We start from the raw sequence: 23,983 nt of genomic DNA on the forward strand, positions 1-23,983 counted from the left end.
CGAGAAGAAGCCGGGGGTCGGGGATGAGCGATCCGTTGCACGACGACCGAGGCAACCGCGATAGGTCGATCACCAATCCCGCCGGCCAAGGCAGCCCGCTGCCGAACTATCGCGGCGAGGCGGTTCCGGCGCCGGGTGGGCCGTTCCTGATCGGGGATGCGATGACCGGCGGCTATGGCCGCGGCGCGGACATCCTGCACGGCTGCACCATCGCGGTGGAGCGCGGCGAGATCGCGGTGATCGTGGGCCCCAACGGTGCGGGCAAGTCCACCGCCATGAAGGCCGTCTTCGGCATGCTGGAGCTTCGCGAGGGTGCGGTCCGGCTCGACGGCGAGGACATCACCCGGCTCAGCCCGCAGGACCGGGTGAAAAAAGGCATGGGCTTCGTTCCGCAGAATTCCAACATCTTCACCTCGATGAGCGTGGAGGAGAACCTCGAGATGGGCGCCTTCATCCGCGAGGACGACATTTCCGAAACGATGGCGCAGGTTTACGAGCTGTTCCCGATCCTGAAGGACAAGCGCCGCCAGCCGGCAGGCGAGCTGTCGGGCGGGCAGCGCCAGCAGGTCGCCGTGGGTCGGGCGCTGATGACCCAGCCGAAGGTGCTGATGCTTGACGAGCCGACGGCGGGGGTGTCGCCGATCGTCATGGACGAGTTGTTCGACCGCATCATCGAGGTGGCGCGGACCGGCATCCCGATCCTGATGGTGGAGCAGAACGCCCGCCAGGCGCTCGAGATCGCGGACAAGGGGTACGTGCTCGTTCAGGGGCGCAACGCCCATACCGGGACCGGCAAGGAACTCCTGGCCGACGCGGACGTGCGCCGGAGCTTCCTGGGGGGATGAGCATGACCGTCGAGACCCTGCCCGCCCTGGCGGGCGTATTCGCGGGCCTGCCCCGGCGCAGGTCGGAGGCACGCGCATGGACCTTCTGAACGCCTTCGTGGCGCTGTCGAACTTCGTGCTGATCCCGGCGATCGCCTATGGCTGCCAGCTGGCGCTAGGGGCGCTGGGAGTCACGCTTGTCTACGGCATCCTGCGCTTTTCCAACTTCGCGCACGGCGACACGATGGCCTTCGGGACGATGGTGGCGATCCTCGTGACATGGGGGCTGCAGGGGCTGGGGGTGAGCCTCGGGCCGCTGCCGACGGCGCTCCTGGCGATCCCGTTCGGGATCGCGGGATGCGCGCTGCTGCTTCTGGCGACCGACCGGGTCGTGTTCCGGTTCTACCGGGCGCAGAAGGTCGTGCCGGTGATCCTCGTCATCGTCTCCATGGGCGTGATGTTCGTCTATAACGGGCTGACACGGCTTGTCATCGGGCCGGACAGCCGGACCTTCGGGGACGGCGCGCGGTACCTGATGAACGCGCGCCAGTTCCGCGAACTGACCGGCCTGTCGGAGCCGCTGGTGATCCGCTCGACACAGGCAATCACCGTGGTCACGGCGGTCGTTGTGGTGGCCGCGCTCTTCTGGTTCCTGAACCGCACGCGCACGGGCAAGTCGATGCGCGCCTATTCCGACAACGAGGATCTTGCGCTTCTCTCGGGGATCGACCCCGAGCGCGTGGTGCGCGTGACCTGGCTCCTTGTGGCGTGCCTCGCGACCATCGCCGGGGTGCTCTACGGGCTCGACAAGACCTTCATGCCGTTCACCTATTTCCAGCTTCTGCTGCCGATCTTCGCCGCCGCCATCGTCGGCGGGCTGGGCTCGCCGCTCGGCGCCATCGCCGGGGGTTTCGTGATCGCCTTCTCCGAGGTCGGCATCACCTATGCGTGGAAGAAGGTGCTGACCTATCTTCTGCCCGAGCCGCTCGAGCCGGACGGGCTCGTCCAGCTTCTGGCCACCGACTACAAGTTCGCGGTCAGCTTCATGATCCTCGTGGTGGTGCTGCTGTTCCGGCCCACGGGCCTCTTCCGGGGGAAATCGGTATGAACGGACATGCACGCACATTCGCCATGTTCGCGCTGGTCGCGGTGCTGATCGTCGGCACCGGCATGGTGCAGAGCTGGAACTCCGCCCTGCTGATCCTGAACATGGGACTCGTCTCGGCGGTCATGTCGCTGGGCGTGAACCTGCAATGGGGGTTCGCAGGGCTCTTCAACGTCGGCGTGATGGGCTTCGTGGCGCTTGGCGGGCTCTCCGTGGTGCTGGTGTCGATGCCGCCCGTGGGCGAGGCCTGGGCGGCGGGCGGCACGCGCATCCTCGCCGGGCTCGCGCTTGGAGCCGCAAGCATCGCGGCCGCCGCGATGACTTGGAAGCGCGCGCCGCGGCGCTGGCGCGGCTGGGCGGTCGCGGCGATCCTGATCGTCGGTTTCATCCTCTACCGGATGGTGCTGTCGCCAGCGGTGGACGCGGTGGAGAGCGTGAACTCCGCCTCCACCGGCTATCTCGGCGGGCTGGGGCTGCCGGTTCTGCTGGCCTGGCCGGTCGGCGGGCTGCTGGCGGCAGGCGCGGCCTGGATCATCGGCAAGACGGCGCTGGGGCTGCGGTCGGACTACCTTGCCATCGCGACGCTGGGCATCGCGGAGATCGTCATCGCCGTCCTCAAGAACGAGGACTGGCTGGCGCGCGGAGTCAAGAACGTGATCGGCCTGCCCCGCCCCGTCCCCTACGAGGTGGACCTGCAGCGCGACGCGGACTTCGTGGCGCGGGCCGGCGAATGGGGGCTCGACGCGACCACGGCCTCGACGCTCTACGTCAAGGCTGGGTACGGGATCCTCTTTGCCGCGGTGCTCGCCGTGGTGCTGGTCCTGGCGCAGCTGGCGCTCAATTCGCCCTGGGGGCGGATGATGCGGGCGATCCGCGACAACGAGACCGCCGCCCGCGCCATGGGCAAGGACGTGACAGGCCGGCACCTGCAGGTGTTCATCCTGGGCTCGGCGATCTGCGGCATGGCCGGCGCGATGATGACGACGCTCGACGGGCAGCTCACACCGTCCTCCTACCAGCCGCTGCGCTATACGTTCCTGATCTGGGTGATGGTGATCGTCGGCGGGTCGGGCAACAATTACGGCGCGGTGATCGGCGGCTTCCTGATCTGGTTCCTCTGGGTGCAGGTGGAACCGATGGGGCAGGCGCTGATGGGCTTCGTGACCTCGGGCCTGTCGGACGGCGCGCTCAAGGCGCATCTTCTCGGCAGCGTGCAGCACATGCGACTTCTGACCATGGGGGTGGTGCTGCTTCTGGTGCTGCGGTTCTCGCCTCGGGGTCTGTTGCCGGAGCGATAAACCGGGGCGTCTTGCCAAGCGCCCCGGCCGGTGCCATTGGCCGCGATCATCCGAATCCGCACGGGGATCGCCATGGCCAATGCTCTTTCCGCCCTCCTGTCCACCCGCGACTGGCTTATGGCCGATGGCGCAACGGGCACGAACCTGTTCAACATGGGCCTATCCTCGGGCGATGCGCCGGAGTTCTGGAACGTCGACGAGCCCGGCAAGATCCGCGCGCTCTACCGCGGTGCGGTGGAGGCCGGCAGCGATATCTTCCTGACCAACTCCTTCGGCGCCAACGCCTCGCGCCTGGCGCTGCACGACGCCAGCGGGCGGGCGCACGAGCTGTCGCGCATCGCGGCGGAGCTGGGCCGCGAGGTCGCCGATACCGCCGGACGGCCGGTGATCGTCGCCGGTTCCGTCGGTCCGACCGGAGAGATCATGGAGCCGGTGGGCCCGCTGTCGCATGCCCGCGCGGTGGAGATGTTCCACGAGACCGCCGAAGGTCTGAAGGAGGGCGGCGCCGATGTCCTCTGGCTGGAGACGATCTCCGCCCCCGAGGAGTTCCGGGCGGCTGCCGAGGCCTTCGCCCTTGCCGGCATGCCCTGGTGCGGCACGATGAGCTTCGACACCGCGGGACGCACGATGATGGGGCTTACCTCCGACGGACTGGCCAGGCTGGTGGACGATCTGCCGAACCCGCCCCTCGCCTTCGGCGCCAATTGCGGCGTCGGCGCCTCGGACCTTCTGCGCACCGTCCTCGGCTTTGCCGCCACGGGGCCGGATCGTCCGGTGATCGCCAAGGGCAATGCCGGCGTCCCGAAATTTGTCGAGGGGCACATACACTACGACGGCACGCCGGAGCTGATGGCCGAGTACGCCGTGCTCGCCCGTGACGCCGGCGCACGCATCATAGGCGGCTGCTGCGGGACGACACCGGAGCACCTGCGGACGATGCGCAAGGCGCTGGAAGACACGCCCCCCGGCCCGCGCCCCAGGCTCGAGGAGATCGTGGCACGGATCGGGCCGTTCTCTTCGGATCGGGACGGCAGCGGAGAGGAGGCCGGCCCGGCCCGAAAGACCCGGCGCCGCCGCGGCTGAGCGCCCCCTGGAGGACATGAAGAGGCCCGCGCCGCAAGTATGCGGCGCGGGCCTTTTTCGGTATCCCGTTCCGGGCCTGGCCCGGAAAAGCGGCGGGACGCACCACGCGGGGCGCCCCGCCAGTCGGGGGATCAGATGAAGGTGAAGTCGTCGGCACCGATATCGGCGCTGTCGACCCCCAGCAGAACGATGTCGTGGCCGTCGATGGTGACGGTCGCGGACATCGTCTCCTCTGTGGAGGTGTCGGTCACGGTGGCGTTGTCGAAGCCGCCGCCACCGGTCACGCGGATCATGTCCATGCCATCCTGGAAGTCCATGATCGTGTCGGTCTCGCCATCGGTGAGATTGTTGAACACGAAGGTGTCGTCGCCTTCGTTGCCCCACAGCATGTCGTCACCGGCACCGCCGTTGAGGGTATCCATGCCTTCGTTGCCGTGCAGCTCGTCCATCCCGGCGCCGCCCGCGACGAAATCGTCGCCGATGCCCGCGAAGGCGGTGTCGTTGCCTTCGCCGCCACCGATCAGGTCGTCACCTGCGCCGGTCATGATGGAGTCGTCACCGGCACCGCCACCGGCAGAGTCGTCACCGAGACCGCCGAGCACGGTGTCGTCGCCATCGCCGCCCCCGATCGAGTCGTCACCGGCATTGCCGTAGACGATATCGTCGCCGCTGCCGCCGTTGGCGAGGTCGTCGCCGCCGCCGGCCTTGACGATGTCGTTGTCCATGCCGGCCCCGATGACGTCGTCACCGGCCCCGCCTTCGATGGAGTCGTTGCCGGCCCCACCGCCGATGTTGTCCTGGCCGTCACCGCCCAGCACAGTGTCCGACCCGTTGCCGCCGGCGAGCATGTCGTTTCCGGCATTGCCTGCGACGAGGTCGTCGCCGTCGTTGCCGAGCACCGTGTCGTCACCGGCCGCACCGGCGAGATCGTCGTTGCCGTCGCCACCGGTCAGGCGGTCGTCGCCGCCGGCGCCGCGGATGATGTCGTCACCGCCTTCGCCGTTGGCCATGTCGCCCATCACGCCGGTCTGGGTATTGGCCGTCTCGTCGTCGACATCGTCGCCGTCGATCCAGGTACCCGTGTGGATCTCGTCGTTGCCGTCACCACCGTTGATGGTGTCCGACCCGTCCGCCGTCGCATCGAACTCGATGCCCGCTGCAGCCGAGACCCGGCTGTCGTCGTCGCCGGTGATGATGTCGTCGCCGGCCCCGCCGGTGATCACGTCATCGCCCGCGCCGCCGGCATAGCCGTTGTCGTAGGACGACAGCGGAAGCGCACCGGAGGCACCGCCATCCGCCGCGTTCAGCGTGTTGTCGGTATCGCCGGCATCGGTGATGGTGTCGTTCCCGGCTTCGCCGGCGAGCACGTCGTCGCCCATGTCACCGACGAGGATGTCGTCCCCGTTGCCGCCTGCGGCGGTGTCGGAGCCTTCGCCCATGTGGGTGTTGGCGGTCGCGTCGTCATCATCGCGGTCGTCGCCGTCGATCCAGGTACCGGTGTGGATCTCGTCGTTGCCGTCGCCGCCCATGAGCATGTCGTTGCCATCGGCTTCGGCATCGAACTCGGTGCCCGACGCCGCCGAGATACGGGTGTCGTCGTCGCCGGTGATGACGTCGTCGCCGGCCGAGCCGGTGATCGTGTCATCGCCCGCGCCGCCGGCGTAGCCGTTGTCGTAGTCCGACAGCATCAGCGAACCCGACGCGCCGTCATCCGCGGCATTCTCGGTGTTGTCGCCGTCCACGTCGAGGATGCGGTCGTCGCCCTCGTCCCCGTCGAGGATGTCGTCGCCCATGTCGCCGACGAGGATATCGTCGCCGGTGCCGCCATTGGCAATGTCCGCCGCCATGCCGGTATGAGTGTTGTCGAAGCCGTCGTCGCCGTCGGCCCAGGACCCGGTGTGGATCTCGTCGTTGCCGGCACCGCCGTCGATCGTGTCGGAGCCGTCGGCCCCGGCGTCGAATTCGCCATCGGAGAGCGCGGAGACACGGCTGTCGTCGTCGCCGGTGATGATGTCGTCGCCGGCCCCGCCGGTGATCATGTCATCGCCTGCACCGCCGGCATAGCCGTTGTCGTACTCGGCCAGCGGCAGGCTGCCCGATGCGCCGAAGTCGGCATTGTTGACGGTATTGTCGCTGTCGACGTCGAGGATCGTGTCGTCGCCTTCATCGGCGTCGAGTATGTCGTCGCCCATGTCGCCGACAAGGATGTCGTCGCCTTCGCCGCCCGAAGCGGTGTCGTCACCGGTACCGAGGTGGGTGTTGGCGGTCTCGTCGCCCTCTTCGACGTCGTCGCCGTCGATCCAGGTGCCGACGTGGATCTCGTCGTTGCCGGCCCCGCCCATCAGCATGTCGTCGCCATCGGCGGAGGCGTCGAACTCGGATCCTGCGGCCGCCGCGACACGGGTGTCGTCGTCGCCGGTGATCACGTCGTCGCCGACACCGCCTTCGACCGTGTCGTCACCGGCACCGCCGGCATAGCCGTTGTCGTAATCGGAGAGACCCAAGGCACCGGACGCGCCGTCATCGGCCGCGTTCTCGGCGTTGGTGTCCATGCCGGCGTCGAGGTAATCCTCGCCGTCCGCACCGTCGAGCGTGTCGCTGCCCGGCCCGCCGGTCAGGTCGTCATTGCCGGCGCCGCCGACAATCGCGCCGCCCGCATCCGGAGTCGCCGCGACAATGCCGTTCACGTCCTTCTGGGCGCCGAGAATCTGCTGCGCGGTCTCGAGGTCGATCTGCTCGATCTCGCCGGCCGCGGCGGGCAGGATCGGGATGAAACCGCCGGTGCCGTTGACCTCGCCGTCCGGCTCGCCGTCGCCGTCATTGTCGTCGCTGTCGGCGCCCGCGCCTTCCGGCACTTCCACGCCGTGCAGCACGATCTCGCGCAACGGCAGCGGCATGATGTCATCGCCCTCGTAGTCGGTCATCGTGACCGGGCTGCCGAAATCGTCGTCGTTGTTCACGTCGAAGGCGTAGTTGTAGGTGAAGCTGCCGTCGCCGTTGGTCGTCGGCGCATTGCCTTCCTCGTCGACGAGGGTAAGGATCACGTCGCCGTAACTGGGCACACCCTCGAGAACCTCGACATAGCCGTCGCCGTCTGCGTCGGCACCAATGTCAGGGGTCGTCGAGTCGACCGGCGCACCGTCGCCGTCGAACAGGCCGTGGATGTGCTGCGGCACCGGCTGGTTCGGCTCCATGCCCTCCACCGCGATGGAGACGTTGACGTTCTGGACGCCATCTTCCGTTTCAGGGCTCAGCGAAACCAGCGCCGTCCCGGTCACGCCGGAATTGTTGAGCGATGCGAAGTCGACCGCGTAGATTGCCTCGGCCGTGCCGAGACCGGCCTCGAATTCGCTTAGGGATTGTGACGTCGCAGCCATGGAACCTCCACTGGGTTTGAATGGTCAATGCGGCACCCACGCACCTGGGCGGCGACGAGTTTCAGAAAAATCTTCACCAAAGTTACCGATCGTCGTTCACGCGCCGCTCGTTTGTTGCGCAAGATCCTTCCGGCGATCCCATGAAATGAACATCTTGCTGTGAATCCCCCGCAAAACCCGCGGGAAAGGCGCGATCGACGCCGAATTGCGTCACCCCGCCGTTGCACCATTGGCGGACACTCAGAACAGGGTGAGCTGATCGCCCGCGTTTGGCGGCGGCGCAAAGCGGTCACAACGCAGCGGCGCGGTGGGCCGGTCGAGCCCCAGGCGTCGGGCGGCCAGCGCGAAACGGTGCGCGACGATCTCGGCATAGGGCCCCTCGCCGCGCATCCGGCGGTGCCAGCGGCTGTCGTACTCCTTGCCGCCATGCATCTCGCGCAGCCGGTTCATCACCCGGTCTGCACGGTCCGGATAATGCTCCTCCAGCCAGTCCCGCCAGAGCGGCGAGACCTCGCGCGGCAGGCGCAGCATGATCCAGCTTGCCGCGTCCGCACCGGCGGCTGCACCCGCTTCCAGGATGCGCTCGATCTCGGGATCGGTGAGCGCCGGCACCACTGGCGACACCATGAGACGCACCGGTATCCCGGCCTGCGTCAGCCGCGTGATCCCGGCAAGGCGGCGCGCCGGGGACGGCGCCCGCGGCTCCAGCCGCCGCGCGAGCATCGGATCGAGCGTGGTCACCGACAATCCGACGCGTACCAGCCCTTCGGCCGCCATCGGAGCGAGGATGTCGATGTCTCGCTCGATCAGAGTGCCCTTGGTGACGATCCCGACCGGGTGGCGGAAATCGCGCAGGACCTCCAGGATCCTCCGCATGATACCGCGGTCCCGCTCGATCGGCTGGTAGGGGTCGGTGTTGGTACCGATGGCGATCGGCGCGACGCGATAGCGCGACGCGCACAGTTCCTTTGCCAGGACGTCGGACGCGCCGGGTCGCGCGATCAGCCTCGTCTCGAAATCGAGGCCCGGCGAGAGGTTCAGATAGGCATGGGTCGGCCGCGCGAAACAGTAGATGCAGCCATGCTCGCACCCGCGATAGGGGTTGATCGTCCGGTCGAAGGGAATGCCGGGCGAGGCGACGTAATTGATGATGCTGCGCGGCCGCTCATCGGTGACCTGTGTGCGCAGGGTCCGCGCCTCTTCGGGAATGTCCCAGCCGTCATGGTCGACCGCCCGGGAATGCCGCTCAAATCGCCCGGCGTCGCAGGACCCCGCGCCGCGCGCCTTGCGGATGTCGCCATCGACCGGATTGAGATGCCGCCCCATAACCGCTGACATAGAACATTTAGCGAACATCGGCAATGTCGGTCTCGCCACACTAACGAATTATTCAGAGGTCTCGTCGCATATTCCGGCATTGGTGTCGGAAACGGGCGATTGCGCTGTCACGGCAGGCGCCATGTGTGAACGAAGTCGGGGGACGCAGCGACCTCTACGAGTGGCGGCAAGGAGTGTATGCCATGTCTGACGCGGAAGACGACCTGATCCTGGCGGAGCTCAGCGACGAAGAGCTTGTCCCCCAGATGCATGACGACCTCTACGACGGTCTCAAGGAAGAGATCGAGGAGGGCGTGAACCTCCTGCTCGAGCGGGGGTGGCAACCCTACGACATCCTCACCGAGGCGCTCGTCGCCGGCATGACGGTGGTCGGTCGCGACTTCCGCGACGGCATCCTCTTCGTGCCCGAGGTGCTGCTGGCGGCGAACGCGATGAAGGCCGGCATGGCGATCCTCAAACCGCTCCTGGCGGAGACCGGCGCGCCCACGGTGGGCCGCATGGTGATCGGTACGGTCAAGGGCGACATCCACGATATCGGCAAGAACCTGGTGTCGATGATGATGGAAGGCGCCGGCTTCGAGGTCATCGACATCGGCATCAACAACCCGGTGGAGAAGTACCTGGAGGCACTGGAGACCGAGAAGCCCGACATCCTCGGCATGTCGGCGCTGCTGACCACGACGATGCCCTACATGAAGACCGTCATCGACACGATGGTCCAGCAGGGCATCCGCGACGATTACATCGTGCTCGTCGGCGGTGCGCCCCTGAACGAGGAATTCGGCCAGGCCATCGGCGCCGACGCCTATTGCCGCGATGCCGCCGTAGCGGTGGAGACGGCCAAGACGATGATGTCGCGCAAGCACAATTCGCTCGTGGCCGGGTGAGCGAAGGGCCGCTGCCGCAGCGTCAAAGCGCCCCGCCGGGCCCGGCGGGGCTTTTCTTGCGGGCACTTCCGTCCCATATTCTCTGTCAAGAGAGGAGACGTTCATGCCCGTGACATTCTTCGCCCTGCTCGTGCTCTTTGTCCTGTCAGCGGCAGGCCTCACGATCTGGGCGCTCAGCGCTTTCGGCGCGATGACGATACTGCCGATCCTGCTGATCGTGGCGCTGGCGCTGCGCTGGGGGCTTGGGCACGTCCCTTTCGACGACCGTCACATCTGAGCGCGCCTTGGACGCGCCGCTCCCGGACGACGACGCGCTGACGCTAGAAGGACGCGCCGCCGATCGGACGGGTCGCGTCCTGCTCATTGCCTGCGGCGCCCTCGCCAGGGAAATCCTCGACCTGCGCGACGCCAACGGCTGGGACCACCTCGATCTCGTCTGCCTGCCGGCGATCCTGCACAACACGCCTGAGTCGATCCCCGATGCGGTCGAGGCCGCCGTCGAGCGGCATCGCGACCGTTATGACAGCCTCCACGTCGTCTACGCCGATTGCGGCACCGGCGGACGGCTCGCGGCGCGCTGCGCCGCCTTGGGGGTGGAGATGGTCGCCGGCCCCCATTGCTACAGCTTCTTCGAGGGCAACGCCGCCTTCGCCGCGCGGGACGAGATGACGGCCTTCTACCTGACCGACTTCCTCGCGCGGCAGTTCGACGCTTTCGTCTGGCGACCGCTCGGCCTCGACCGCCATCCCGAGCTGCGCGAGGCGTATTTCGGCCATTACGAAACCCTCGTCTACCTCGCACAGACCGACGATCCGGACCTGACCGAGACGGCGCGCGCCTGCGCGGACCGCCTCGGTCTCGCCTTCGAACGACGCTTCACCGGCTACGGCGATCTTGCCCCGACGCTGGCCCGCTGGGCCGCGAATCAATAGTCGCCGCGCAGGATCTGGGACACCGGAACCAGCGCCACCTGCGACGCGCGATCCTGAAGGGACCACAGCAAGAGCGCAGAGAGCGTGTCGGCGCGCAGCCGCCCCAGCATGATCACCGGCCCGTCCTGGCGCGCACGGAAGGCGGCCTGATCTAGGAAGCGCCGCTGCACTGTCGGGTCCTGCCCGTCGCCGTCGAAATCGCGGAACACCGTGCCCGACGGCACACCGGCGCGCGCCGCAAGCTGTTGCGCGGTGTTCAGCCCGTTCGGCAGCATCACCAGCCCATGCCCGGTATCGTTCAGGACTTCGGTCAACTGATCGGACACAGCCCGCCACCCCTGGAGCATCGAGCCCGGCGCCTCGAGCACGCCAACCGACTGCGGCAGCGCACTGAACGCCGCCTCGAGCGCAACTTCCACGTCCGAGGCCGCCGCGCCCTCCGGCACGCCGGCAAGCGCGAGCACCTCGAAGCCCTTCTCGCGGTATGCCGCCATGCGCTCGCTTGCGTCCGGCAGGGCCGGGTCGACCGCGAAGCTCACCGGGAAGGGAAAGGCGCCCACCGCCTGCGGTCCCAGCGGCCCGCCCGCATCGTCGATGAGGATCACCGACATCCGCGGCCGGTCGCCGGCCTCCACGGCCGGAGCGGCGTAGCGTTCGATGGGAGGGCCGCTCTCTTCGGCCTCGGCCTCGGGCGCATTCTCCGGCACATCCGGATCGTCGCCCGGCCGGTGGACCGGCACCGCGTCGTCCCGGTCGGTCAGGCGGGTCGCCGGCGCGCCGACGCCGGGGCGCTCCGACGCGCCGGACTCCTCGGTCCCGGCCTCGTCGCCCTCGGTTTCCTCGCTCCCGGTCTCGTTGGCCTCGACCTCGGGACGCGGCGGCCGGGCGAGCTCCGGCTCGGGGGCGGCGTCCGGTTCGGGCGCCTCGGGGCCGGTCTCCGCGGCGGCGAGTCTCGGCGCCGCGTCCTCAGAGGGAGCCACAGGAGCCGGATCGCTCTCCGGCGCGGGCGGCGGTGTCGCGCCGATTTCGCTCTGCGCCTCGGGGGCCGCGTCGGAGGGCGCCGCGTCGTCATTGGTCTCGTCTTCCTCCCCGGCATCGGCGACAAGGCCGCTGTCCTCCCCCGGAACGGACGGGCTCGGCGGTTGCGCGGGTTCGGTGGCGATACTCGGGGCGGCTTCGGCGCCCGGCGCCTGCGGCTCCTCCACGGCGGGCGGCGCCATGACCGGGGCGTCGGTACTGACGGCAACCCGACCGGGGCTCTGCGGTGCATCGGGTGCGGGAAATGGGCCGCTCTCCTGCACCGCTTCCGGCCGACCGGCCGGCGCCGTGTCGCCACCCGGAACGTCACCCTCGCGCGGCGTTTCGGGCGTATCGAGGGGCACGGTCTCGCCCACCGCGACGCGGCTTTCCGCCTCCGGCCGGCGCGCCGGTTCGGGCGGCGGCGGCAACTCGGTCCTGGAGGTTTCCCGCTCTGCATCTTCGGCAGGCATCGGCTGCGTATCGTCCTCGGGCCCCGCCTCCGCGGTGTCGGAGGCAGGCTCGGCGGCGCTCTCCTCGGACCCGTCACTCTCGGCGCCGGCGGATGGCCCTCCATCGTCCGTCTCCGCCACGGTCGGTTCCGGCGCTTCGACCCGGGTTCGGTCAGGATCCTCGGGCACGCCCACTGCAACCGACAGGACGGCCGCCGCCGCGACCGTGGCCGCGAGCCCCAGCGCCGCACCCGACAGAAACCCGCTTGCCATGGCCCGATCCTTTCCTGCTCCGCCACGCGCGACGCGCCGGCCCGAACCTCGTTTCCCCGGGTCCGGATCCGCCCCGGCGCCCCCTTGACGCGCCTTCGCCGCTCACCGCATGTATAGCGTGACCTGACCGGCCGCGACCACCCCTCGCGCCCCCCGAAACGACTGGCCGCGCATGACCTTTCTCCCCGTGCCCGCATGACCGACGCACTGAAACCACTGATCGGCGCCGCAGCCGACCGCCCGCTGACGCGCGACGAGGCCGAGCGCGCCTTCACCCTTCTGTTCGAGGGCGAGGCGACGCCGAGCCAGATCGGCGGGCTGCTGATGGCGCTGCGCACCCGCGGCGAGACGGTCGAGGAATATGCGGCTGCCGCCGCCGTCATGCGCTCCAAGTGCCACAAGGTGACGGCGCCCGCCGGCGCGATGGACATCGTCGGCACCGGCGGCGACGGCAAGGGCACGCTCAACATCTCCACCGCGACAGCCTTCGTGGTCGCCGGGGCAGGCGTGCCGGTGGCCAAGCACGGCAACCGCAACCTGTCGTCGAAATCGGGGGCCGCCGATGCGCTGACGCAGATGGGCGTGAACGTGATGGTGGAGGCACGGCGCGTTTCCGCCATCCTGCAAGAGGCCGGCATCGCCTTCATGATGGCGCCGATGCACCACCCGGCGATGGCCCATGTCGGCCCCTCGCGGATGGAGCTTGGCACCCGGACGATCTTCAACATCCTGGGGCCGCTGACCAACCCGGCGGGCGTGTCCTATCAGCTGACCGGCGCCTTCGCGAAGATGCTGATCCGGCCCATGGCCGAGACGCTGCGCACGTTGGGATCGACCCGGGCGTGGCTCGTGCATGGTGGCGACGGCACCGACGAGCTGTCCATCGCGGGGGTCAGCTGGGTCGCCGCGCTCGACGACGGCGAGGTGACGGAGTTCGAGCTGCACCCAGAGGAGGCCGGCCTGCCCGAACACCCGTTCGAGGCGATCCTCGGCGGAACCCCCGAAGAGAATGCCGCCGCCTTCCGCGCGCTGCTGGAGGGCACGCCCTCGGCCTACCGGGACGCGGTGCTGCTGAACTCGGCCGCCGCGCTGAAGGTGGCGGGTGTCGCACCCGACCTGCGCACCGGCGTCGAAATGGCGGCGACCAGCATCGATTCCGGCGCCGCGAAAACGCGGGTCGAGACGCTCGCGCGCCTGACCTCTTCGTGACCCTCACTCCGCCTCCGGCCTGGGCGCATCTGCCGTTCTTCGCCGACGAGCTGCCGCGGATCGAGGCGGCGCTCGCGGCCGAGACGCGGCCCGTGCTGCCGCCGACGGGGCAGGTCTTCGCCGCTCTGGACGCGCTGCCACCGGCCGGCGTGCGGGCCGTCATCCTCGGCCAGGATCCCTATCCGACGCCCGGCCATGCCCACGGTTTCGCCTTCTCGGTGGAGCCGGAGGTGCGCCCCCTGCCCCGCTCTCTTACGAACATTTTCAAGGAGATGCAGAGCGACCTTGGCGCATCTCCCGAAAACGGCGACCTGCGCGGCTGGGCAAGCGACGGGGTGCTGCTGCTCAACACGGCGCTCACGGTTCCTGCCGGCGACGCGGGTGGGCACGCGCGGCTGGGCTGGTCGCGCCTCGCACAGGAGGTGCTGCAGGATCTTTCGCAGGCGCCGCGGGCCTTTGTACTCTGGGGCGGACATGCGCAGCGCTTCGCCCCCTTCATATCCGTGCCCGGCCATCTTATCCTCCAGTCGCCACACCCATCGCCGCTGTCGGCGCGGCGGGGCTTTTTCGGGTCCCGCCCCTTTTCGCGTGTCAACGACTGGCTTAGGGCCAGAGGCGAGAGCGAAATCAACTGGACGAGGACATGACAGAGACCATTCTGGATAGAATCAAGGCCACCAAACTCAACGAGATCGCATCGGACAAGGCGACGATGCCGCTCGAACTGATCGAAGGTGCGGCGAAGAACGCCGACCCCGTGCGACCGTTTGCCGACAGCCTCGCGCGGGCGCAGGGCAACGGCTACGGGCTCATCGCCGAGATCAAGAAGGCCTCTCCGTCCAAGGGTCTCATCCGGGAGGATTTCGATCCCGCCGAGCTGGCCCGCGCCTATGAACGCGGCGGTGCGACCTGCCTGTCGGTGCTGACCGACATGGCCTATTTCAAGGGCGCCAAGCCTTACCTGACGCAGGCGCGCGGCGCGACGATGCTGCCGGCGTTGCGCAAGGATTTCATCTACGACCCCTACCAGGTGGTCGAGGCGCGCTCGCTGCACGCCGACTGCATCCTCTTGATCATGGCCTCACTCGACGATGGCCAGGCGGCAGAGCTTGAGGCCTGCGCGATGGACTGGGGCATGGACGTGCTGATCGAGGTGCATGACCGGGCCGAGCTTGACCGCGCGCTCAAGCTCAAGTCCCGGCTGATCGGCGTGAACAACCGCGATCTCAATACCTTCGAGACCTCTCTTGATGTGACGCGCGATCTTTCCGCGCATGTCCCGGGCGACCGGCTTCTGGTCTCGGAGTCGGGTCTGCACACGCCTGCCGACCTGCGCGCGATGGCCGAGACGGGCGCACGCAGTTTTCTCATCGGCGAGTCGTTGATGCGGGAGGCGGACGTGGAAGCCGCGACCGCCCGCATCCTCGCCGACCCGGTGCCGGCCTGAGCCATGGCGGACCTCACGCATTTCGACGACGAGGGCCGCGCCCACATGGTCGACGTCTCGGACAAGGCCACGACGGCCCGCGTGGCCGTGGCTGTCGGCTGGGTGAAGATGTCCCCGGAAACACTTGAAATAATTGTAGAAGGCCGAGCCAAGAAAGGCGACGTGATCGGCGTGGCCAGGCTCGCCGGGATCATGGGGGCGAAACGAACCTCTGACCTGATCCCGCTGTGCCATCCGCTGCCGGTCACCAAGGTGGCCGTCGACATCGTGCCCGACGCGGATCTGCCGGGCCTCAGGATCGAGGCGACGGTCAAGACCACCGACCAGACCGGCGTCGAAATGGAGGCGCTGACCGCGGTGTCGACCGCCGCGTTGACGGTCTACGACATGGCCAAGGCGGTCGACCGGGGCATGGAAATCGGCGGGATGCACCTGCGCCTCAAGGACGGCGGCAAGTCCGGCCGATACGAAGCGCCATGATCACCGTGACCGAGGCGCTCGACGCGCTCTTCACGCTGGCCGCGCCGCTAGAGACGGAGGAGGTTCCGCTTCTGTCGGCGGCCGGCCGCGTGCTGCGGGCGGACGTGGTCGCCGGGCGCGATCAACCGCCCTTCGCCGCCTCCGCCATGGACGGCTACGCGATCGCGGAGGCCGCCCCCGGCGAGAGCGTCAAGGTCATCGGTGAAAGCGCTGCCGGGCATGGATTTTCCGGTATCGTGCGCGCCGGTGAGGCGGTGCGGATCTTCACCGGCGCGCCGATGCCCGCCGGCGCCACGCGCGTCGTGATACAAGAGGACGTGGTGCGCGATGGCGATCGCGCGACGCTGCGCACGATCGACGCGGCCACCCATGTGCGTGCGGCGGGTACGGACTTTACCACTGGGGCCAGGATGTCTGCGCCGCGCCGGATCGGACCGAACGACCTTGCCCTGCTCGCGGCGATGAATGCGGGCCATGTGCGCGTGACGCGGCGCCCCCGCGTGGCGCTGATCGCGACCGGGGACGAGCTGGTGATGCCCGGCGAGTTGCCCGGCTCCGACCAAATCGTCGCCTCCAACACGTTCGGGCTTCATGCGCTGCTGTGCGAACTCGGGGCGGAACCGAGGATGCTGCCGGTCGCCCGGGACGACGCGGCGGCGCTCGGATCGGTGCTCGGACTCGTGGACGACGCCGATCTCGTCATCACAGTGGGCGGCGCGTCGGTGGGCGATCACGACCTCGTCGCCACGGTGGCGGAGGAGCGCGGGCTGGATCGCGCGTTCTACAAGGTGGCGATGCGGCCCGGCAAACCGCTGATGGCTGGCCGGCTCGGCGCGGCGATGATGATCGGCCTGCCGGGCAATCCGGTCTCGGCCATGGTCTGCGGGCATGTGTTCGTGGCCCCCGTGATCCGGGCGTTGCTCGGGCTGGGCGCGCAGCCCGCACCGCGCCGGCGCGCGCCACTGGCGCAGGACCTGCCCGCGAACGGTCCGCGCGAGCATTACATGCGGGCGCGGCTGGGCGGCTCGGGCCTCGACGTGTTCGAACGGCAAGACAGCGCACTTCTGACCGTACTGAACGAGGCCGACGCCCTCGCGATCCGCCCGCCGCACGACCCGGCGCGGCGTGCAGGTGCGGAACTGGACTACCTGCCGCTGCGAACAGGCGCCTGATCGTCTGCCATGGCCCCGTCCTCGTCGCGCAGCCTGTCGTGGACGGCCTGAGCCAACTGGTTCAGCGAGAACGGTTTCTGCAGAAAAGTCGCATTGCCGACATCTCCGGCGGAGTCGCCGAGCGAGTCGGCGGCATAGCCCGACACGAAGATCACCCCGGTCTCGGGCCGGTCCTCCCGTGCCTGGCGCACCCAGGTGGGCCCGTCGAGCCCCGGCATGATCATGTCGGAGACGATCAGGTCCACCGAGAGTCCGGGATCGCTGAGGATGTCGAGCGCGGCTTCACCGCTATCGGCCTCGATTACCGTCAGGCCCTTCAGCCTGAGGCCCCGCGCCGCGAAAGCACGGACAGGCGCCTCGTCCTCGACGATGAGCACGACGCCTTCGGCGGCGTCGGCCGCGTCCCTGATCTTGCGGGCCGGGATCGCGGCGGGAGCGGCGTCGCGCCGGGCCGTCGCACTCTGGGCGGGGAAGATCAGCTTGAAGGTCGTCCCCTTGCCAACCTCGCTGTCGAGGAAGATGAACCCGCCGGTCTGCTTGATGATGCCATAGACGGTCGACAGGCCCAGCCCGGTGCCCTCGCCACTCCGCTTGGTGGTGTAGAACGGTTCGAACACCTTGCGGACCTGGTCGGGCGGAATGCCGGTGCCGGTATCGGTCACCTTGACCACGACGTAATCGCCGGGCTCCACCATCGCGCGGTCGCGGCGCAGTGGGGCGCTGAGCGTCAGGCGCTCCGTCTCCACGAGGATGCGGCCGCCTTCAGGCATCGCATCGCGGGCGTTGACCACGAGGTTCATCATCACCTGTTCGAGCTGCCGCCGGTCGCCGCGGATCGCCGGCAGCGCCGGTTCGTGGCGCAGTTCAAGAGTGATCTGCGCTCCCACAAGGCGGTTGAGAAGGTGCGTGAGGTCCGACAGCGTCTCTCGCAGGTCGAGCAGTTCCGCCTTCATCGGCTGCTTGCGCGAGAAGGCCAGAAGCTGGCCGACAAGCGCCGCCGCACGGTTGGCGTTCTGATTGATCTGGACGAGGTCGTCGTAATCCTGGTCGCCGCGCGTGTGACGCAAGAGCAGAAGGTCGCAATGCCCTGAAATCGCAGTCAGAAGATTGTTGAAGTCATGCGCGATCCCGCCCGCGAGTTGGCCGATCGCCTGCATCTTCTGGCTTTGCACGAATTGCGCCTCGAGCGTCTTGAGCTCCGTCGCATCGGTCATCACCGCGATCAGGTCCAGCCCGCCGCCGCGCGTCAGCGCGACCTGGAGGAACGTCTCCTCTCGCGCGCGGCTGAGGCGGAGGAATTCGGGACGGTTGAGGCCGCGCCCCTCTGCCGCGTCGGAGAGCCAGTCGGCGATGGGCCGGCCCAGACCTTCGAACAGCATGCCGAGGCGCACACCGTCTATGCCGTCGAGCTCCAGCAGCGCGCGCGCCTCCCGGTTGGCCGCGAGGATCGCACCATCGGCGGCGACCTTCAGCAGCGCGATCGGCAATGTCTCGAGCAGGATGTCGGACACCGCGCCGGTATCGGGCGCCGGCAGGAGGGCGATCTCGCTGCGCCCCGGGCCCGCGGAGATCGAGCGGAATTCGTAACGCGCGGTTCCCGTGGCAACGGGAATGTCGTGGATCGCGCCGTCTTTCACCGCGTCCCCCGGAATCAGTTCGGACAGCGCCCGGACACGGCGGCCCAGCAGCGCGCGCGCAGCCGTGTTCATCGCCAGCACGGCGCCCTTGCGTCCGACCGCGAGCGTGGGCACGCCTGCCTCACCGGTGGGCGGGGCGGAAAAATCCTCGACCCGCCATAAGGTCAACCCATCGCCGGCATCCCTGCCGGTCACCCGCAGTGCACCGTCGCCCACGATCACGTCTTCGGAGGCCCGTCCGCTACGCGCCACCTCTTCGCCGAGCCTTTGCAGAAGCGCGGCGGGATGCGCGAGCCGTCCCCTGAGCAACCCCGGGAGCGACGCATCGGCAGCAAAATTGCGCCGTGCGGCGTCGTTTGCGAAATGCAGCGCAAAGTCCGAAGTGCAGAGGAGGCAGGGCGCCGGATCGTCCGCCAGCAATGCCTCCAGCGTGACATTGGCGGAAGCCGCGCGCCGCCGCGCCGGAAGGCGCCACAGCCCCAACAACGCGCCCGAAAACGTAAACACCGCGCCCGCCGATATCAGCGCGACGGACAACGTCCGGTCCGGCACAAGGACGGAGACGACGAAGCAGGTCACCCCGGCAAGGAGCGCGGCCGCCCAATGCGCGATGCGCGATCGAGCTGTCACGGGACGCTTTCCGGTAAGAACGCTTGCTTCACTCATGACCACCTGCCGAAAAACGACGACCCGCAAAACGATGGCCGGCAGTCATCTAAAAAACCGTTAAGCCAACTTGCTCCAGCCTATGCGCCGCTTATTCGCGCATCAAGTGCGCGGTGAAGAACCCGTCTCCCGCCTGATCGGGCAGGAAGTTCCGCCGAAGCGTGCAGCGCCAGCCATCGTGCCGCGCGAGGAAGGTATCGATCCGCGCATCGTTCTCGTCGGACAGGACGGAGCAGGTGGCGTAGACAAGCGTGCCGCCCGGCCGCAGGAGGGTCGTGGCGCGGTCCAGGATACCGTCCTGCAAGCGATGCAGTTCCGCGAGCCGCGTCTCTGTCAGGCGCCATTTGGCCTCGGGCGCACGGCGCCAGGCGCCCGAACCGGAACAGGGTACATCCGTCAGCACGACGTCGAAGAGGCCCTCGGGGCTCGCCGGCAGGCCGACCTCGGCCCCGGCGCGCTCCGCCCGTCCCGGAAGGTCGCGCATCCGGCCGCGATCGGCATCCCAGGCCGTGACCGGCCCGCCACCGAGCCGGGCGGCCAGCGCCAGGGTCTTGCCGCCACCGCCAGCGCAGAGGTCGAGCACGCGCGCCCCGGCAGGCAGCGGCACGAGGTCCGACACCGCCTGGCTCGCCGCGTCCTGCAATTCGACATGGCCCGCGCGGTAGGCGGCGGAGCCGGCGACGCGGCGCGCGTTCGCGGTGACCGTCAGCGCCGTGGGCGACAGCGGATTGGTCGCGGTTTCGATCCCGTCGGCTTCCAACATGCGCCGGGCGGCGGCGAGATCGGCGCGGAGGGTGTTGACGCGCAGGGTCACCGGCGCCCGGTGGCGCAGCGCCTCGGCGATCGTGCCCGCCTCCGGCCCCCAGGACGCGGCAAGCCGGTCGCAGAGCCAGTCGGGCAGGTCCCAAGCCGCGCGACCCTCCGGCGCATTCCCTTCCGCCCGTTCGGCCGCCGACAGCGGCGCAGGCGCGTGCCCCTCGCCGGTAAAGACCGTGTCCGGGTCGATCCCATTGAGCCGCAGGAGGCCGAGGATCACGGCCCGCCCGCCCTCGCCGCCGCCGCTTACTGCGGCAGAGCGCCAGCGGCGCAGCGCGTCGAAGACATGATCGCGCACCGCCGCGCGGTCCTTGGACCCCGCAAATCGCGCACCGCGCGCCCAGCCGGTCAGCGCGCGTTCGGCCGGCTCTCCGGCGGCGATGCGGTCGAGGATCTCGGCCGCACTGCGGTAGCGCGCCGCGGGGGTCATCGCCGGCGACTCAACCGATCCGGTAGTTCGGCGACTCGCGGGTGATCGCCACATCGTGCACGTGGCTCTCGCGAAGGCCGGCATTGGTGATGCGCACGAAATTGCAATTGTGCCGCATCTCCTCCACCGTCGCGCAGCCGGTATAGCCCATCGCCGCGCGCAGACCGCCGACAAGCTGGTGGATCACCGCGCCCGCCGACCCTTTGTAGGGCACCTGCCCCTCGATCCCCTCGGGCACCAGCTTGTCCGAGGCCGCATCCTTCTGGAAATACCGGTCGGCCGAGCCGCGCGCCATCGCGCCGAGCGAGCCCATGCCGCGATAGGCCTTGTACGACCGACCCTGGTAGAGGATCACCTCGCCCGGGCTTTCGTCCGTGCCGGCGATCATCGAACCGACCATGGCGCAGGAGGCGCCGGCGGCGATCGCCTTGGCGAAATCGCCCGAGAACTTGATGCCGCCGTCGGCGATCACCGGCACGTCGCCGGCCGCCGCGGTGCATTCCATCACCGCCGTGAGCTGCGGCATGCCGACGCCCGCCACCATCCGCGTGGTGCAGATCGAGCCCGGCCCGATGCCGACCTTGATGCCGTCCGCGCCCGCACCGATGAGGGCACGGGTCGCCTCCGCCGTCGCGACATTTCCGGCGATCACCTGAACGTCGTTCGACAGGCGCTTGGCGCGCTCCACCGCCTTCGCGACCCCCTCCGAATGACCGTGCGCGGTGTCGATGACGATGAGGTCCACCCCCGCGTCGACCAGCGCCTCGGACCGCTCGAAGCCCGCATCGCCAACAGTCGAGGCGGCGGCGACGCGCAGCCGGCCAAGCTCGTCCTTGCAGGCGGTGGGGTTGAGCACGGCCTGTTCGGTATCCTTGAGCGTCAGCAGCCCGGTGAGCTTGCCGGCGGCGTCGGTGACGAGCAGTTTCTCGATCCGCCGCGCCTTCATCATGTTCTTGGCTTCGTCGCGGTCCGCCGGTTCGGCGAGAATGGCAAGGTTGTCCTTGGTCATCATCGCGTGAACGGGCGTTTCGTCCGAGGTGGCGAAACGCATGTCGCGGTTGGTCACGATGCCGACGACGCGCCGCCCCTCGTCGATCACCGGAAAGCCGGTGAAGCCGTAGCGTTCGGTCAGCGCACGCGCATCGCCGAGCGTCTGGTCGGGGCGCAGGGTGATCGGGTTGTAGACGATGCCGCTCTCGAACCGCTTTACCCGCCGCACCTCTCGCGCCTGTTGCGCGACGTCGAGATTGCGGTGAATGACCCCGATGCCCCCGGCCTGCGCCATGGTGATCGCCATGCGCGCCTCGGTCACGGTATCCATGGCCGACGACATCAGCGGGATGTTGAGAGCGATCGAGGACGTGACCCTCGTGCGCGTGTCCGCGGTCGAGGGCAGCACGCTCGATTCGGCTGGAACCAGAAGGACGTCGTCGAAGGTCAGCGCCTCGCGAATCTCCATGGGCGGGACTCCTTTGGAGGGGTTCGGTTGGCGCGTCCCCATCGCACGGATGACGCGAAGGGGAAAGCCCCAAAGCGCCGGCCGCGGTCAGGCCGCGGCAAAGCCTCCGACCAGCGCGTCGAAGACCGCGCGCACGCGCGGCGCGTCGCGCAGGTCTTCGTGCGTGACGATCCAGACCCCGAGCCGCGCGACTGTCAGATCCGGCAGCACGCGCACGAGATCCGGGTCGCTCTCGCCCACCGGCACCTGCGTCGCGGCGATGCCGAGACCGGCGCGCGCGGCGGCAAGCTGCGCCGGATGGCTGTCGGTTCGCAACGCGAAGCGCGCCGGTGTGAATTCCGGCGCGAACGCCGCGGCCATGCGCAGATCGGTGACGTTGCGATCGGGGCCGATCAGGTCGTGATCGGCCAGGGCCGCGCGCGTCGCCGGGCGGCCGCGCCGCGCGATGTAGCCGCGCGCCGCGAACAAGCCGAGCGGGATCTCGGCGACCTTGCGCGCCACCAGAGCCGCCTGCGTCGGCGCCACCGTCCGCACTGCAAGGTCGACCTCGTGCGCCAAGAGGTCGGCGCGCTCGTTCGAGAGCGACAGTTCCACCGACAGGCGGGGATGCGTCCGTCGCAGCGGCGATAGCATAGGCGGGACCACCTCGACCCCCATGAATTCGGGCACGCTGAGCCGCACGCGGCCAGCCGCCGCGCCCGGTGGCGCGGAGGCGAGGCGCCGGAATTCATCGGAGGCCAGCGCCATGCGCCGCGCCGCATCGCGCAATGCAAGCGCGGTATCGGTCGGTACGAGGCCGGATGCCGAACGTGTGAACAACACCGTGCCGAGCGCCGCCTCCAGTGCCTCGAGCCGCGTGCGCACCGTTGGATGCGACAGGCCCAGCCGCCGCGCCGCGCCCGACAGACTACCGCTGTCCAGAACCGCGAGAAAGAGGCGCTGATCGTCCCAAGAGACCCGTTCGCTCATAAAATTCTTTCTAACGGATAATCACTGTATTGCAATTATCTTTCAACCCGATCGCGCTTAACACGGTGTCACCCACCACGCTTCGGGAAAGGAAAGTCCGATGAATGACAGAACGGCGCTCGTCCTAGGTGCCACCGGCGGCATCGGCCGCGCCATTGCCGGGGCGCTGCTGCGTCATGGCTGGCAGGTACGCGGTATGGCCCGCGTCTTGCCCGAAACCGGGCCCGCAGGGCTCAGTTGGGTTCGCGGCGATGCGATGCGGCGCGGCGACGTGCTGCGCGCAGCGTCCGGGACCTCGGCGATCGTGCACGCCGTCAACCCGCCGGGCTATCGAGATTGGGACCGGCTCGTCCTGCCAATGATGGAAAACAGCCTGCACGCCGCACGGGTGACCGGCGCGCGCATCCTTCTGCCGGGCACGATCTACAATTATGATCCCGAGCGCTGTCGGGTCATCGACGAGACGACGCCGCAGCGTCCCGCCTCGCGCAAGGGCGCCATCCGCGCGCAGATGGAAGCGATGCTCGCAGCGGGGGCGCCGGGCGTGCCATCGATCATATTGCGCGCAGGCGACTTCTTCGGCAGCGATGCCCGCAGTTCCTGGTTCTCTCAGGCAATGGTCCGGCCCGGCCGGCCGTTGCGCAGGGTGGTCAACCCTGCCCGCGGACCCGGTCACAGCTGGGCCTACCTGCCCGACCTGGCGGAGGCGGCGGCCCGCCTTCTCGACGCGCCCGGCCTGCGCCCTTTCGAGCGGCTTCAATTCGAGGGCCTGTATGACGCCACCGGCCGGCGACTGATCGACGGGCTGGAGACCGTGACCGGACGCCCGCTCACCGTGGATCGCTTTCCCTGGTGGCTGATGCACGCGCTGGCGCCGGTCGCGCGCTTCCCGCGGGAGGCGGCGGACATCGCGCCTTTCTGGCGCCATCCCGTTCGGCTGGACAACAGCCGGCTTGAGATGCTGATCGGTCCCGAGCCGAGGACGGAGCTCGAAGCGGCGCTCCGCGCGACCCTGGCGTCGCTCGGCTGTCTGCCGGGACCTCGGGCGCCGGCCCTGCCGCGTCCGGCTTGAGGGCTTTCCCCGCTGCCCGTCCTGCCGCGGGGCATTGCCG

General features: G+C 68.9%; 20 protein-coding genes. 13 read left to right on the plus strand and 7 right to left on the minus strand.

Features of this window, described 5'->3' with window-relative positions:
* Nucleotides 1–23: 23 nt before the first annotated feature.
* From F3H57_RS09490 to bmt, 4 genes are all read left to right on the plus strand, one after another.
* Complete coding sequence (locus F3H57_RS09490) at nt 24–845, plus strand: ABC transporter ATP-binding protein (RefSeq protein ID WP_149755664.1); 822 nt, start codon at nt 24–26, stop codon at nt 843–845.
* Between the two features lie 76 nt (nt 846–921).
* Nucleotides 922–1,932 carry a branched-chain amino acid ABC transporter permease gene (locus F3H57_RS09495; protein WP_149755665.1) on the plus strand — a complete coding sequence of 337 codons (1,011 nt, stop codon included), beginning with the start codon at nt 922–924 and terminating at the stop codon, nt 1,930–1,932.
* Nucleotides 1,929–3,227 (plus strand): branched-chain amino acid ABC transporter permease, encoded by a 1,299-nt coding sequence (locus tag F3H57_RS09500; protein WP_188129644.1) that lies wholly within the window; start codon nt 1,929–1,931, stop codon nt 3,225–3,227. Before F3H57_RS09495 ends, F3H57_RS09500 begins: the two co-directional genes overlap by 4 nt.
* Before the next feature lie 72 nt (nt 3,228–3,299).
* Complete coding sequence (gene bmt / locus F3H57_RS09505; protein WP_149755666.1) at nt 3,300–4,310, plus strand: betaine--homocysteine S-methyltransferase; 1,011 nt, start codon at nt 3,300–3,302, stop codon at nt 4,308–4,310.
* A gap of 131 nt (nt 4,311–4,441) precedes the next feature.
* Here the strand turns inward: bmt and F3H57_RS09510 are convergent, their stop codons facing one another.
* Both F3H57_RS09510 and F3H57_RS09515 read right to left on the minus strand, forming a co-directional pair.
* Complete coding sequence (locus tag F3H57_RS09510; protein WP_149755667.1) at nt 4,442–7,687, minus strand: calcium-binding protein; 3,246 nt, start codon at nt 7,685–7,687, stop codon at nt 4,442–4,444.
* A 240-nt stretch (nt 7,688–7,927) separates the two neighbouring features.
* Complete coding sequence (locus F3H57_RS09515) at nt 7,928–9,013, minus strand: PA0069 family radical SAM protein (RefSeq protein ID WP_149755836.1); 1,086 nt, start codon at nt 9,011–9,013, stop codon at nt 7,928–7,930.
* A 194-nt stretch (nt 9,014–9,207) separates the two neighbouring features.
* On the opposite strand from F3H57_RS09515, the gene F3H57_RS09520 reads away from it, so the two are divergent.
* From F3H57_RS09520 to F3H57_RS09525, 3 genes are all read left to right on the plus strand, one after another.
* Nucleotides 9,208–9,912 carry a corrinoid protein gene (locus tag F3H57_RS09520; RefSeq protein WP_149755668.1) on the plus strand — a complete coding sequence of 235 codons (705 nt, stop codon included), beginning with the start codon at nt 9,208–9,210 and terminating at the stop codon, nt 9,910–9,912.
* Nucleotides 9,913–10,015: 103 nt separating this feature from the next.
* The gene (locus F3H57_RS22170; RefSeq protein ID WP_188129645.1) at nt 10,016–10,189 is read left to right on the plus strand and encodes a hypothetical protein; all 174 of its coding nucleotides are present in this window, start codon (nt 10,016–10,018) and stop codon (nt 10,187–10,189) included.
* A gap of 7 nt (nt 10,190–10,196) precedes the next feature.
* Complete coding sequence (locus F3H57_RS09525) at nt 10,197–10,844, plus strand: DUF1638 domain-containing protein (RefSeq protein WP_188129646.1); 648 nt, start codon at nt 10,197–10,199, stop codon at nt 10,842–10,844.
* Here the strand turns inward: F3H57_RS09525 and F3H57_RS09530 are convergent.
* Nucleotides 10,838–12,586 carry a polysaccharide deacteylase family 2 protein gene (locus F3H57_RS09530; protein WP_149755670.1) on the minus strand — a complete coding sequence of 583 codons (1,749 nt, stop codon included), beginning with the start codon at nt 12,584–12,586 and terminating at the stop codon, nt 10,838–10,840. The two genes, F3H57_RS09525 and F3H57_RS09530, sit on opposite strands and share 7 nt — an antisense overlap.
* A 195-nt stretch (nt 12,587–12,781) precedes the next feature.
* Here F3H57_RS09530 and trpD point away from each other — a divergent pair, with 195 nt between their 5' ends.
* Genes trpD through F3H57_RS09555 form a run of 5 tightly spaced genes read left to right on the plus strand, consistent with a single transcriptional unit; the run spans nt 12,782 to nt 16,894 of the window.
* Nucleotides 12,782–13,795 (plus strand): anthranilate phosphoribosyltransferase, encoded by a 1,014-nt coding sequence (trpD, locus tag F3H57_RS09535; protein ID WP_149755671.1) that lies wholly within the window; start codon nt 12,782–12,784, stop codon nt 13,793–13,795.
* Entirely contained in the window at nt 13,792–14,442 is a 651-nt protein-coding gene (locus F3H57_RS09540) for a uracil-DNA glycosylase (RefSeq protein ID WP_149755672.1), read from the plus strand. Before trpD ends, F3H57_RS09540 begins: the two co-directional genes overlap by 4 nt.
* Nucleotides 14,439–15,242, plus strand: coding sequence for an indole-3-glycerol phosphate synthase TrpC (trpC, locus tag F3H57_RS09545; protein WP_149755673.1), 804 nt, complete (start codon nt 14,439–14,441; stop codon nt 15,240–15,242). The genes F3H57_RS09540 and trpC overlap by 4 nt, the downstream gene beginning before the upstream one ends.
* A gap of 3 nt (nt 15,243–15,245) precedes the next feature.
* Nucleotides 15,246–15,722: a cyclic pyranopterin monophosphate synthase MoaC gene (moaC, locus tag F3H57_RS09550; protein WP_149755674.1), complete on the plus strand. Its 477-nt coding sequence runs from the start codon at nt 15,246–15,248 to the stop codon at nt 15,720–15,722.
* Complete coding sequence (locus tag F3H57_RS09555) at nt 15,719–16,894, plus strand: molybdopterin molybdotransferase MoeA (protein ID WP_149755675.1); 1,176 nt, start codon at nt 15,719–15,721, stop codon at nt 16,892–16,894. Before moaC ends, F3H57_RS09555 begins: the two co-directional genes overlap by 4 nt.
* Here the strand turns inward: F3H57_RS09555 and F3H57_RS09560 are convergent.
* From F3H57_RS09560 to F3H57_RS09575, 4 genes are all read right to left on the minus strand, one after another.
* Nucleotides 16,867–19,161 (minus strand): hybrid sensor histidine kinase/response regulator, encoded by a 2,295-nt coding sequence (locus F3H57_RS09560; RefSeq protein WP_223163029.1) that lies wholly within the window; start codon nt 19,159–19,161, stop codon nt 16,867–16,869. The two genes, F3H57_RS09555 and F3H57_RS09560, sit on opposite strands and share 28 nt — an antisense overlap.
* A 127-nt stretch (nt 19,162–19,288) precedes the next feature.
* The gene (locus F3H57_RS09565) at nt 19,289–20,443 is read right to left on the minus strand and encodes an RsmB/NOP family class I SAM-dependent RNA methyltransferase (RefSeq protein ID WP_149755677.1); all 1,155 of its coding nucleotides are present in this window, start codon (nt 20,441–20,443) and stop codon (nt 19,289–19,291) included.
* Between the two features lie 10 nt (nt 20,444–20,453).
* Nucleotides 20,454–21,902, minus strand: a complete 1,449-nt coding sequence (gene guaB, locus F3H57_RS09570; RefSeq protein WP_149755678.1) for an IMP dehydrogenase — start codon at nt 21,900–21,902, stop codon at nt 20,454–20,456.
* An 87-nt stretch (nt 21,903–21,989) separates the two neighbouring features.
* Entirely contained in the window at nt 21,990–22,871 is an 882-nt protein-coding gene (locus F3H57_RS09575) for a LysR family transcriptional regulator (RefSeq protein ID WP_149755679.1), read from the minus strand.
* A gap of 100 nt (nt 22,872–22,971) precedes the next feature.
* On the opposite strand from F3H57_RS09575, the gene F3H57_RS09580 reads away from it, so the two are divergent.
* Entirely contained in the window at nt 22,972–23,943 is a 972-nt protein-coding gene (locus tag F3H57_RS09580) for an NAD-dependent epimerase/dehydratase family protein (RefSeq protein ID WP_149755680.1), read from the plus strand.
* Nucleotides 23,944–23,983: the final 40 nt, after the last annotated feature.

Source organism: Roseivivax sediminis (assembly GCF_900112685.1).
Lineage (GTDB): Bacteria > Pseudomonadota > Alphaproteobacteria > Rhodobacterales > Rhodobacteraceae > Roseivivax > Roseivivax sediminis.